11 protein-coding genes are annotated in these 12358 nt (G+C 54.4%); 6 read left to right on the top strand and 5 right to left on the bottom strand.

Features of this window, described 5'->3' with window-relative positions:
- Positions 1-52 precede the first annotated feature (52 nt).
- Complete coding sequence (locus CKL79_RS15570) at positions 53-724, bottom strand: hypothetical protein (protein ID WP_121970502.1); 672 nt, start codon at positions 722-724, stop codon at positions 53-55.
- Between the two features lie 56 nt (positions 725-780).
- Positions 781-3990, bottom strand: a complete 3210-nt coding sequence (gene uvrA, locus CKL79_RS15565) for an excinuclease ABC subunit UvrA (protein ID WP_240518888.1) — start codon at positions 3988-3990, stop codon at positions 781-783.
- 5 nt (positions 3991-3995) lie between these two features.
- Here uvrA and CKL79_RS24225 point away from each other — a divergent pair, with 5 nt between their 5' ends.
- On the top strand, positions 3996-4124 hold the full coding sequence (locus tag CKL79_RS24225; protein WP_276300470.1) for a hypothetical protein: 129 nt from the start codon (positions 3996-3998) through the stop codon (positions 4122-4124).
- Here the strand turns inward: CKL79_RS24225 and codA are convergent.
- Positions 4105-5361, bottom strand: coding sequence for a cytosine deaminase (gene codA, locus CKL79_RS15560; RefSeq protein ID WP_121970501.1), 1257 nt, complete (start codon positions 5359-5361; stop codon positions 4105-4107). The genes CKL79_RS24225 and codA overlap by 20 nt on opposite strands.
- Positions 5362-5583: 222 nt before the next feature.
- Between codA and CKL79_RS15555 the strand changes: the two genes are divergently transcribed.
- Positions 5584-5964, top strand: a complete 381-nt coding sequence (locus tag CKL79_RS15555; protein WP_205879112.1) for a hypothetical protein — start codon at positions 5584-5586, stop codon at positions 5962-5964.
- On the opposite strand, the gene CKL79_RS15550 is transcribed toward CKL79_RS15555, so the two are convergent.
- Complete coding sequence (locus tag CKL79_RS15550) at positions 5885-6724, bottom strand: ComF family protein (protein ID WP_141242219.1); 840 nt, start codon at positions 6722-6724, stop codon at positions 5885-5887. The two genes, CKL79_RS15555 and CKL79_RS15550, sit on opposite strands and share 80 nt — an antisense overlap.
- Positions 6725-7346: 622 nt before the next feature.
- On the opposite strand from CKL79_RS15550, the gene CKL79_RS15545 reads away from it, so the two are divergent.
- The 3 genes from CKL79_RS15545 (at position 7347) to CKL79_RS15535 (ending at position 10453) form a co-directional block, all read left to right on the top strand.
- Positions 7347-7985 carry a hypothetical protein gene (locus CKL79_RS15545; RefSeq protein ID WP_121970499.1) on the top strand — a complete coding sequence of 213 codons (639 nt, stop codon included), beginning with the start codon at positions 7347-7349 and terminating at the stop codon, positions 7983-7985.
- Between the two features lie 39 nt (positions 7986-8024).
- Positions 8025-9947: a DNA primase gene (gene dnaG / locus CKL79_RS15540; RefSeq protein WP_121970498.1), complete on the top strand. Its 1923-nt coding sequence runs from the start codon at positions 8025-8027 to the stop codon at positions 9945-9947.
- 68 nt (positions 9948-10015) lie between these two features.
- Entirely contained in the window at positions 10016-10453 is a 438-nt protein-coding gene (locus tag CKL79_RS15535; protein WP_121970497.1) for a YraN family protein, read from the top strand.
- 22 nt (positions 10454-10475) lie between these two features.
- Here CKL79_RS15535 and CKL79_RS15530 read toward each other — a convergent pair whose 3' ends face one another.
- On the bottom strand, positions 10476-10865 hold the full coding sequence (locus CKL79_RS15530; protein ID WP_121970496.1) for a hypothetical protein: 390 nt from the start codon (positions 10863-10865) through the stop codon (positions 10476-10478).
- 202 nt (positions 10866-11067) lie between these two features.
- Here CKL79_RS15530 and queA point away from each other — a divergent pair, with 202 nt between their 5' ends.
- On the top strand, positions 11068-12198 hold the full coding sequence (queA, locus tag CKL79_RS15525) for a tRNA preQ1(34) S-adenosylmethionine ribosyltransferase-isomerase QueA (protein WP_121970495.1): 1131 nt from the start codon (positions 11068-11070) through the stop codon (positions 12196-12198).
- Positions 12199-12358 lie beyond the last annotated feature (160 nt).

Here is a 12358-nt window from a genome sequence, read left to right as displayed (position 1 = left end):
GGTTGCGGCCACTCTGAAAATATTTCAAAGCATCGCAAATGTTAGACCAGCTTTAGGATACGTCAGCCGCCAGTTCCAACTGCGCGAGCTGCAAGCGTTGGCACATCCGTAGCTGCCGGTAAAGCGGTCGCCAGTTCCAAAGGGCATTGGCGAGCGCTTCCCAAAAGGTGAGCCAGCCAAAGACCGTCACCCCCTGGCTCAGCAGCAGCAGTCCAATACCTGTCTCAACAGCAGCGTTACGAACTTCTAGAAAAGCCGACAGCCCCAGAGCGGCTGATCCTAATAGACCTAACAGCGCCGCGTCCCAAGCAAGCTTCTTTAAGCTCTGGCGGCAGACGCTCTCTAAATAGGCAAAGTAGCGCTGAACAGCGGCATGTAGGGCCTGAGCGGAAAATTTTGAGGCGGGTTCATCGGCGGTCTCATCGGTGGTTTCGGCAGGTAGGGTAATGCGCAGCAGTAAGGATTCATCACCGAGTTCAGCAATGCGGGCAAAGAGATAGTCAACGAAGTCTTGGTTGAGATTGAGCACCGGAGCGTCCTTTTCAGGGTCTTCTTTGCCGAAGTTAATCGGGAAGCTCTCAAAGGGCATCAGTAGAGCAGCGGGCGAACTCAGGCGCAGACGGATAATAGCTTGGCCTTCGGGCGATCGCGCATAGCTTTCAGGAAGTTGCTCACTGTTAATGGCCTGGCGGCGCTGCGGAAACAGCCGAATAACTCGTCTCATAGGCGCAAACCGGTGAATGGACAGATCATCTCATCTTTCTTCTCTGTCTGACGGGTCTACTTACTGGGCATTGGCGGATGTTGGGCGAGTACATCCTTGAGATATTGACCCGTATAAGAACCTTCGACTGCGGCAACAGCTTCAGGGGTGCCCTGAGCGATAACTTGGCCGCCGCGATCGCCGCCCTCCGGCCCCAAGTCAATCACCCAGTCAGAACAGCGAATCATATCCAGATTATGCTCAATCATAATCACCGAATTGCCCTTATCTACCAGACGCTGCACAACATCCAACAGCTTGTGCACATCGTAAAAAGAGAGGCCGGTCGTCGGTTCGTCAATCAGGTAAAGCGTTTTACCCGTAGATCGGCGAGCCAGTTCACTGGCCAGCTTCATCCGCTGCGCTTCGCCACCAGAGAGGGTCGGCGCAGTTTGCCCTAAGCGCACATAGCCCAATCCTACATCCACCATCGTTTGCAGACGGCTCGCAGCTTTGGGAATGTTTTCAAAAAACTCTAAGCCCTCTTCAGCAGTCGTATGGAGCACATCGGAAATGTTCTTTCCCTTATACTTCACCTGCAAAGTCTCGCGGTTGTAGCGTGCGCCTTTGCACACCTCACATTCCACATAGACATCTGGCAAAAAGTTCATCTCAATCACGTTCACCCCCTGCCCGCCGCAGGCCTCGCAGCGTCCGCCCTTGACATTGAAGGAAAACTGACCGCGTTTATAGCCCCGGGCCTTTGCCTCGATAGTTTCGGTATAAAGATCGCGGACAACATCGAAGATGCCGGTATAGGTGGCCGGGTTAGAACGAGGCGTGCGGCCTATCGGTGACTGGTCAATCACAATCGCTTTATCTAGCGCTTTAAGCCCTTTGATCGGGTCCATTGCCTTAGGCTCAGGAATCTTGCTGCCAAAGAAGTGGCGAATGGCTGGGTACAGTAAATCGTTGATTAAGGTAGATTTACCGGAGCCGGACACGCCAGTAATACAGACAAATTTGCCCAGCGGAATATCTACGTCAATATTTTGTAAGTTGTTGCGGTAGGCATTGCGAATTTGAATGCTGCGATTGTTACCCGGTCTGCGCTCGGCAGGCGTCTCGATCTTTTTGCGCCCTGATAGGTATGCGCCTGTCAGCGAGTCTTCGGCATTAAGAATATCTTCTAGCTGGCCTTGGGCGACGATCTGACCACCATGAATCCCTGCGCCAGGGCCAATGTCAACAATGTAGTCTGCCGCTCGCATGGTGTCTTCATCGTGCTCGACCACGACCAGCGTATTGCCCAGGTCGCGCAGCCGGTCTAGAGTTTTCAGCAGCCGGTCATTGTCTCGCTGATGCAGACCGATACTGGGTTCATCAAGCACGTACAGCACGCCGCTCAGTCCCGCGCCAATCTGGGTGGCCAAACGAATGCGCTGCGCTTCACCGCCGGAGAGGGTGCGGGCCGTACGGTCTAGAGTCAGATAGTCAAGGCCAACATCAAGTAAGAAGGTAAGACGGGCTTTGATTTCTTTGAGGACGAGTTCGCCAATGGCAATCTGGCGGTTAGTGAGCTGAGGGGCTTCGCCGTTTTCGCCGACTAGCTCATAGACGCGATCGCGGCATTCTCGAATCGATACGCTGGTAAAGTCTTTAATGTTGTAAGGGCCAATCCGCACGGCCAAAGATTCAGGCTTCAGCCTGGCCCCCTGACAAATCTCACAGGGCTGGTCAATCAAGTACTTTTCTAGCTTTTGTTTGTAAGCGTCAGAAGTCGCCTCCTGATACTGCCGCTGGAGCATCGGCAGCACGCCTTCATAGCGGCGATGGTAGCCCTTATTAGTACCGTAGCGAGAGTCGGTCTCAATATAGATCTTCTCTTTAGAGCCGTGCAGAATCGTATGCTGCTGTTCGCTGGTGAGGCTGGCCCAGCTGGACTGTAGCTCAAAGCCAAAAGCCTGCCCGACGCTGTAGAGCAGTGAAAAGTAGTAGGTGTTATCTTTTTCTGACCAGGGGGCGATCGCCGCATACACAGGCGAACTCGGATCTGGCACCACTAGGTCAGCCGAGAACCGCTGCAAACTGCCCAAGCCGTGACAGTTAGGACAGGCCCCATAGGGCGAGTTAAACGAAAACAAGCGAGGCGACAGCTCGTCCATCACCGCCCCATGTTCTGGGCAGGCAAAGTTCTCCGAAAAGATAATGTCCTCAGGCGGGGCGGGCTGATCCTCACCCTGTTCGCCATCTGCCTGCTTAGACTCTTTAGACTGCCGCTCAGGCGTCGTTTTTTCAGCCTGCCGCTCGGGCAGGACGTCAATAATCGCAATGCCTTCGGAGCGCTTCAGGGCCGTCGTCAATGAATCAACCAGCCGCTCTTGCAAGTCGTCCTTCTTCACCAGCCGATCCACGACCACTTCAATGTCGTGGATTTTGTTTTTATCCAGCTCAATGTTGTCGCTCAGTTCACGGGCTTCTCCATTCACCCGTACTCGGACAAATCCCTCTGCTGCCAAAGCCGAAATCAGCTTTTGATGAGTGCCCTTTTTGCCCCGCACGACTGGCGCTAAAATCTGAAATCGGGTGCGATCAGGTAATTCCATCACCTGATCGACCATTTGATCAATGCTTTGAGGCGCGATAGAGCGATCGCACTGCGGGCAATGCGGCTGTCCGGCCCGGCCATAGAGCAAACGCAGATAGTCGTAGATCTCCGTCACCGTCCCCACGGTAGAGCGCGGGTTATGAGAGGTAGACTTTTGATCGATAGAAATCGCCGGACTGAGCCCTTCGATAGCATCTACATCGGGCTTATCTACCTGACCCAAAAACTGACGAGCATAGGCGCTAAGCGACTCTACATAGCGCCGCTGACCCTCCGCAAAAATCGTGTCAAACGCCAGCGAAGACTTACCCGAGCCCGAGACCCCGGTGAACACAATCAGCTTATTGCGAGGCAGATCGAGGCTGATATTTTTAAGATTGTGCTGCCGGGCCCCGCTGATGCGAATCAGATCTTGAGTGTCTGAAAGATCAATAGCATCAGGCTGGTCACCGTTAAGATGAGCCGCAGGTCTGGCCTTTGCCGACTTTCTGCTCGTTGTTTTAGCAGCAGCAGCTTTGGTCCGGGTGGCCTTGGTCTGTGCAGCCTTGGTCTGTGCAGCCTTAGTCTGAGCCGCTTTCGGTTGAGCGGATTTAGCTTTCGCTGTTTTGGTTTTGCTAGCCTTAGCAGCAGAGTCTGGGGTGGTCTTGTCCTGGCTGGATTTCTTTTTGGGTGAAGGCATGGGGCATGTCAAAACATTTTTTCATGATAGACCACTACGCTGAGTCTCTGTTTATCTGGGTGTTGCTGCTGCTGGTAGCGCCTGCTGCTGACTCTGCTGTGACTATTAGCAGGCTCATTCGCCATGCCAGGTAACGGCTGGTGGCGCTGTCTCGACTAACACTTGTCCGCGCGAAATCACGTACTTCACTGTCGCCCGGTTCAAAATTGCCTCGTAGCGGCTCCGCGCATCTAACACTATCAGGTTCGCTGGTTGGCCCTCGGCAATGCCATAGTCTGCCTGCAGATTGAGCGTGCGTGCGCCGTGGCTGGTGACCATATCGAAGCAGGCGTCGATTTCATCCTGGCCGGTCATCTGGCAGACGTGAACCGCCATCTCCGCCACCGCCAGTAGATTTCCCGTACCCAGGCTATACCACGGATCTTGAATGCAGTCATGGCCCAAGCTCACATTCAGGCCGCTCTGCCACAGCTCTTTTACCCGGGTCACGCCTCGCCGTTTCGGATAGGTGTCGGTACGCCCTTGCAAGGTGATATTAATCAGCGGATTGGCAATAAAGTTTAGCTGGGCTCGCTGCAAAATCCCCATCAGCTTTAGCGCGTAGGCGTCGTTATAAGAGCCAAAAGCTGTGGTGTGGCTAGCGGTGACTCTTGGCCCGAGCCCGCTGCGAATAGCGCAGGCTGCGACCACTTCTAAAAAGCGCGACTGCGGATCGTCAATCTCATCGCAGTGAATGTCAATCAGCCGATCATACTTTTGAGCCAGCTCAAAAATTTTGTGCACCGACCGCACACCGTCTTCGCGGGTGAGTTCGTAGTGGGGAATGCCACCGACTGCGTCAGCGCCAAGCTTTAGCGATTCTTCCATCAGCGCTGCGTTCGTTTCACTGCCATAGAGCCCGTCTTGCGGGAAGGCAACGACCTGTAGGGTCATCCAGTCTTTGACGGCTTCACGGACAGCCAACAGCCCTTTGAGTGCGCTCAGGCTGGGTTCGCTGACATCGGCATGACTGCGGACAAACAGCACGCCCAGACTAGCTTGCTGCTTCAGCGCCTGGATCGCCCGCGTTTTGACATCTTCAATCGTCAGGTCGGCTTTGCGATCGCGCCAAATCTCAATCCCTTCAAACAGCGTGCCGCTCAGATTCCACCGGGGCTGCCCTGCTGTTAGCGCTGAATCGAGGTGAATATGCGACTCGACAAAAGGGGCGCTCACCAGCTGCCCGCCGATATCCAGTTCGATAGGAGCAGATATTTCTAGGGTCGGGGCGATCGCCATAATTTGACCGGCGGCGATCGCTATATCCACCGTCTGGCCTGACGCTTCCTGAGCAATCAGTTGACAGCGCCGTAACAGCAAAGAAGCATTCATAAACGAAGGGGCGCAGGCTTAGGTAATCTAGGGGCCTAAATCTCTGGGGTTAACGAATCGTTAACTTTATCCCGGCTTATTCTTAAGTTTTCAAACGTCCTGGCGCTATGTGCTTGAGTTTGCGCTACATAAAGCAAACCTAGCGAATACGCCTCAAAAGTATAAGATCATTTTTATGTAGGCAGATCATCACGCCATCAGGTGTGTCAGGCCAATAAATCTATGGACATACAGCAGCAGATCACCCAGCAGCAGCTTAGTCGGCAGCGCGTCAAGCACATTATTGACAGCTATGCCCTGGCCGGTGACGAGGCTGATGCATTTGACGCCTATCTCAGTGAGCTTTTAGATCAGTATCCTCACGGCCTAATTGAGCTAGCTTTAGTCGAAACCCTGGTTAAAAACTGGCTGACCATCCCGATGGAAAAGGGCGTGCCCTTCCTAGCGGCAGCTCATGACTGGATCAAGCAGTGGCAGCTAGAGCCGCTGCCCGCTCTCCTCACGCCCGCTCAGTTTGAGCAGATCACCGGGCTAGATCCACAGCTGGCTTTTGCCGCCCTGCATCACCCAGCGACGATGCCGACGCAGGCGACGACAGAGTAGCTCTCGCGACGCTCATCATCGCGACGACGGTTACGCCCGCCTGCGCCAGGGTAACAGCCGCACTCTGCGCGGTCGTGCCTGTGGTGTAGATGTCATCAATCAGCACAGCGGCGGCTGAGCGCTGACGCAAGATCTGACGCAGCGATCGCCCCACCTGAAAAACCTGAGTCAGGTTTTGCTGCCGGGCGGTTAGGCTGAGCTGATGCTGCGGCAAGGTTGCCTGGGTACGGATCAGGCCATCTGCCAGCAGCGGTAGCCCGCTCACCTGACAAAACGCTTGTGCGATCAGCTGAGCCTGATTGTAGCCGCGTGACTTTTGGCGCTCAGCATGGAGCGGAATAGGCAGCGCATAGAGCCGGGTCGCGGCACTCACTGTAGCGATGCCCGATTGGCGCTGGCTTACCCACTGCTGACCTAGCGCTGCACCTAAGGGGGTGGCTACGTCAGGGCGATCGCCATACTTCAGCGCTAAAATTGCCCGCTTGAGGGTGCCGCTGTAGGTGCCGAGAGCCCCAACCGGCAGCTGAAATTCAGCATGAAATTCTGTTTGGGCGGCGGCCACCCTTAGAGGTAAAGGCAGCGGTACAGACGGGCCTGCCTGGATCTGCCGCTGACAGTCGGTGCAAAGGGTCTGGGATGTGGGGCGATCGCACACCGGGCAGCCCTGAGCCAAAAATACGCCTAGCAGGTTTCTCAGCCCCACCCGACCTGACTGCTCGGCACCGAAACGGCTCACCCAATTAGCTTTACAATGAGTCAAGGTGCTTTCCTAAAAGAACATTTGAGAAGTCGCCGATAAAGTGGCAATATCTTCTAGTCTGGTTCTGGCTCAAATTCAACAGTGGTGAGCTTGCCGTCTGGATACACCAAACACATCACGTCTTTGTCAGAGCAATCCGTCTGATCTGATGGAGCAGAAGGGGTTGGGTTCTCGTCTGAGGCGTGGGTTGATAGCTCAGGTGACTCAGAGAACTTGGATGAATGCATGGTGATTAACGATGATGTAGATAGAAACTCAGTGGCGTTGTTTCATTGTCCCAAATCGGGTCTGGCCTGGCGAGCGTATAAGTAGTCAACTTTTCAGGTGTCAGCTGATGCCGAGAAAGAAAAGGTTATCGCCGACTGCATCCTATACCCATCAACATGCATAGCCATTTTACAAGCACTTCCTGAGCATCGAAAAAAAGCTGCTTTACCCGTTCCTCTTGAACCTCTGGCGAATTTGGGCAGCAGGTTGATAGTGGCTTTATATGGGGTAATAGTCTTTGCGTGGTTTTTCTGAGATGCGCCCCGTTACTTGCGGTAATTGCATACAGAGATCTCTAAAAGCGCATATTAAGTCTCGTCAGTGTCCAGCATATTAACTTTTTTCGGCAGAACCCTTGGGTGTAGAACTTCGCAGCTACGTTTATCTCGACAATCTTCAGCCGCAGCACGCGGCCTATATTGGCACCGTATCGATTGGCTTTTTGCCACTCCCGGGCGATGCCTCTCTGTGGATTGAGGTATCACCCGGCATTGAAATCAACCGGATTACCGACGTAGCGCTCAAATCAGCCGTGGTGCGTCCGGGAGTACAGGTCGTAGAGCGTCTGTATGGCGTCTTAGAGATTCACGGCAGTCAGGGCGAAGTCAAGGCGGCTGGGCGAGCGATTTTGGCCTACCTTGGTCTGAGCATAGGCGACTCTCTTAAGCCTGAACTGATGTCCAATCAGGTGATTCGCAATCTAGATCCGCATCATGTGCAGCTGATTAACCGCACCCGTCGAGGCCAGATGATTTTAGCCGGCGAAACGCTCTATGTCATGGAGTGTCAGCCTGCTGCCTATGCTTCCTTCGCAGCTAACGAAGCCGAAAAAGCCGCCTTCATCAACATTTTGCAAATTTCTGCGATCGGTAGCTTCGGCAGGCTCTACCTCGGGGGCGCTGAGCAAGATATTTTAGCCGCTGCCCGCGCTGTAGAAACGTCACTGGGTAATCTGCCTGGTCGCATGGATACAGATGACGATCCCGACGAGTAATCCCAACAAGCAATCCCGACGAGCGGTAGAGACATCCTGATGAGCAGCCCCCGGCTTCACCCTGATACGATTGACGCCGTCCGGCAGCGGGCAGATATCGTCGATATCATCTCTGAGCAGGTGGTGCTCAAAAAGCAGGGCAAAGACTTTGTTGGTCTCTGTCCCTTTCACGATGATAAGTCGCCTAGCTTTAGCGTCAGCCCGGCTAAGCAGTTTTATTACTGCTTTAGCTGTGGGGCCGGGGGCAATGCCTTTAAATTTTTAATGGAGCTAGGCAAGCGCTCATTTGCCGATGTGGTTCTTGATCTGGCCCGTCGCTATCAGGTGCCTGTCACGACTATGGAGCCTGCTCAGCAGCAGGAGTTGCAGCGTAAGCTCACCCTGCGCGAACAGCTCTACGAGATTGTAGCGGTGGCCGCAAAGTTTTATGAGCACGCCCTATTTCAGCCGGGTGGGCAGCAGGCGGTCACCTACTTGCGGCAGGAACGGCAGCTCAGCGAGCAGACGATCAAGCACTTTCAGCTTGGCTATGCGCCTGAAGGCTGGCAAACGCTCTACGGCTACTTAGTTGAGCAAAAGCGCTATCCGGTCAAGCTAGTGGAGCAGGCCGGGCTGATTGTGCCGCGTCAGGGGGGAAGCGGCTATTACGACCGGTTTCGCGATCGCCTGATGGTGCCGATTCACGACGCTCAAAACCGGCTGATTGGCTTTGGTGGCCGGGGACTGACGGCTGAGGCTAAGCCTAAATATCTCAACTCGCCTGAGACCGAACTGTTTGATAAAGGAAAAACTCTGTTTGGCCTGGATAAGGCTAAGGCGGCGATCGCCCAGCAAGATCGCGCTATTGTCGTCGAGGGCTACTTTGATGTGATTGCCCTTCATGCCGCCGGGATCACCTATGCGGTCGCTTCCTTGGGCACGGCGCTGAATGTGGGCCAGGTAAAACAGCTTCTGCGCTATACCGAATCCAAGCAGATTATCTTCAACTTTGATGCGGATGCGGCAGGGATTAAAGCCGCTGAGCGAGCCATCGGCGAAGTAGCAGAAATGGCCTACCGGGGCGATGTGCAGCTGCGCATTCTCAATATTCCTGACGGTAAAGATCCAGACGACTACTTGCGGGCGCACACCTCAGCAGAATACACCGCGCTAGCTGACAGTGCCCCGCTCTGGCTAGACTGGCAGATCAGCAATCTGCTGTGCAACTTAGATCTCAAACAGGCTGACCAGTTTCAGCAGGCGGCTCAGGCCGTCGTCGGCTTACTGAGCGATATTGCCAATGCCGACACCCGTACCCACTACATTCGTCACTGCGCCGAGATTTTTAGCCAGGGCGATAGCCGAATCGTGCCGCTGCTGGCAGAAAACTTTTTGGCCCAGGTACGCCGCAAGCGCCGTACCCCAGACGGGACGAAAGCCGCGCATGACGTACAGATACTCAGCCGCAGCTTTTTAGAAGAGGCCGAAGCGGCCCTGCTGCGCATCTACATCCATAGCGCCGAGCACCGCCAAACGATTGTCGATGGCCTGGAAATGCGCGATTTGCAGTTTAGCTTTTCTCATCACCGGGCCCTTTGGCGTATGGTCACGGAGCTAGCCGTCGCCGACCCCTCAACGCCCAGCCTGCTCGAAACCCTGCGCAATTTCTCGGCTGAATCTACCGGTTCGCTCTCTCAGGTCCATCATTTGCTCTACCTCGAAGAAAAAACTCGGCTGGACGTGCTCAGAGCGCCGCTGGTAATTCGAGCGGCGATCGCCTGCCTGGAAAAAAACATGTGCGAGAAACGCTACCGCCTATTGCTCAATCTGTGGGCTGACAGTGACTTCTCCGCCTCCCCCGAAAAACACAGCCAGTATCAAAAGCAAATTGTGACCGAAAAGCGCCGCATCGCCGAACTCGAAGCAGAACGCAGCGTAGACTTTGCCGATCTTGCCAGCATTCCCTGGGTACAGCATTCGTAGGTTATCGCCATCAGCAGGGAAATCTATATCAATAGTACGAACCCTCGGTCTCTGCGATACCTTTGCCAATGGCCACATCCGATGCTCAAGATCTCGGTCAGTATGGTGAGCAGCTCGTCTATCAGTGGCTGACTCAGCGCCGATGGCAGGTCATTCAGCAGCAGTGGCACAGCCGCTTTGGTGAAATTGACTTAATCGCTAAAGGCCATAGCGGACAGGGCGCGCTCAGCAGCGAGATGATTGCTTTTATCGAGGTCAAAACTCGCAGCCAGGGCAACTGGGACGCTGACGGACTGCTGGCCCTCACCCGTAGCAAACAGCGCAAACTGCAAACGACCGCTCGCTACTTTTTATTGCGGCATCCTCACCTGTCTGAACTACCCTGCCGTTTTGACATTGCGCTCGTGCGCTGTCAGTCAGCCCCGCCTGCGCAAGGACTGCATCTGCAGATTCCTGGGTTGCAAAAGTATTTAACCCTGCAGACCTACTTACCCAATGCTTTCTGAAGCCAATGCGCTCTGATAGCTGCTAGGCCAGCGTCTCCGGGCAGTAGCCCAGTCCCATTACAAACTGCTGACGGAACTCTTCAATCTCCCGGCGATCTGGCTTACCGTGAGAAACGACCGCAACCTGATAGCGGCGCATCACATCTACCGCCGATTGCCCCATCTCTAAGCCCCATAGCGCCATCCGCACCTGAATGCCCGGTTCGTAGGGAGTGCCGATTTCATTGAGAAAGGCGGAAAAATTCTGTTGGGCCTGCGGCGTAACACTGTCGTGCAGCTTCACCTTGACTATCCAGCCGTTGATTTGGTGGATGACCGTTATAAATTCTAGGGGAAGCTGCGTGACGCACAGCAGACGTTCAACCACACGTAACGTTAGGCTCGCATTTGACAGATAGTAAATGTATTCCATCGTCTAGGTGGTGTGGGTGCTACAGTCTTAATGTTTTTCTGAAGTGAACGAGACTGCTGAGCAGCCAGCGAAAAAATGATCGATAGATAGAAAGGGGCCGACCAGAGCTGCTGCTTACAGCCCTAGGTCAATGGCTTAGTTTATAAAATACGTAGTTCTATTATGGCGCAGTGTTTCCCCGAAGCCGTGCCTTCAGTGTCCAATGAATCAGCTAAACCATCAAAATTTTCAGCGTTTGAGCCCTAATAGTCAACTGTCTACCCGCGATCGCCAACTCGCTGCTTATAGCTATGATTTGCCGGAGGCATTGATTGCTCAAAACCCGGTGACCCCTCGCGATAGTGCCAAGCTGCTAGTTGTAGAGAGCCAGGAGACCTGCCAGCACCGACATTTCAGAGATCTCTCTGATCTACTGCTGCCAGGTGACCTATTAATTCTTAACAATACGCGAGTTATTCCTGCCAGGCTGTGCGGTACCAAACATAGCGGCGGAGCAGCTGAGGTTTTATTGATAGAGCCGGTGGCTACTGATCGCTGGCTGGCACTGGTCAAGCCAGGGCGACGGCTTCAGCCGGGGAGCAAGATTGAGTTTGGGAACGGGGCAGGCACGGTCATGACGGCGCTCGTAGAAGCGCACGACCCGGCAACTAATGGACGCATCCTCAAGCTAACCACTCATAATGGCCAGCCAGTTGACGAGCTTATTGAGCAGCTCGGGCAGGTGCCACTGCCTCCTTACATTACCCAAACTGAATCTTTACCCGAGCAGTACCAGACGGTTTTTGCGCAGCGGCGCGGGGCAATCGCCGCCCCGACTGCTGGCCTGCACTTCACAGAGCAGTTGTTAGCAGGGCTTGCTGACAAAGGTATCCAAACCGCTGAAGTGACCTTGCACGTGGGCATCGGAACTTTTCGACCGGTAGAAGTGACCGATATTGAAACCCACACGATGCACCAGGAACGCATCGAGGTAGGTGCCGCTACGGTTGAGAAAATTCAGCAGACTAAGGCTAGCGGCGGTAGAGTCATTGCGGTAGGCACCACCTCCACGCGAGCCCTAGAAGGAACCGTAGCCGCCTGCGGTCAGCTACAGCCTTACAGCGGTAAAACCGATCTGTTTATCTATCCGGGCTACCGATGGCAGGTGATTGACGGGCTGATTACTAATTTTCATCTGCCGGGCTCTAGTCTGCTGATGATGGTGAGTGCGCTCATTGGCAGAGAGCGGCTGATGCAGCTTTATGAAGAGGCGATCGCCCGGCAATACCGCTTTTACTCCTTCGGCGATGCCATGATTGTCCTGCCTGAAGCAGTGCCTAAAGATCAGCCCTAAAATAACCACTAAAAAGCCCCCCGCACGGCCTGCCAGAAGCAGCGTGCGGGGGGCTTTCGTTTGCGCTATCCAATCAAGGAGTAGTTATCAGGTGACGACTACGCGTTGATGGCAGGTGCAGTCATTGCAACCGGTGCAGCTTCACCTGCTGCCAGGTCAA

It is taken from the genome of Leptolyngbya sp. BC1307, from assembly GCF_002286735.1.
Classification (GTDB): domain Bacteria; phylum Cyanobacteriota; class Cyanobacteriia; order Phormidesmidales; family Phormidesmidaceae; genus Phormidesmis.
This window is presented reverse-complemented; position numbering and strand designations above follow the sequence as displayed.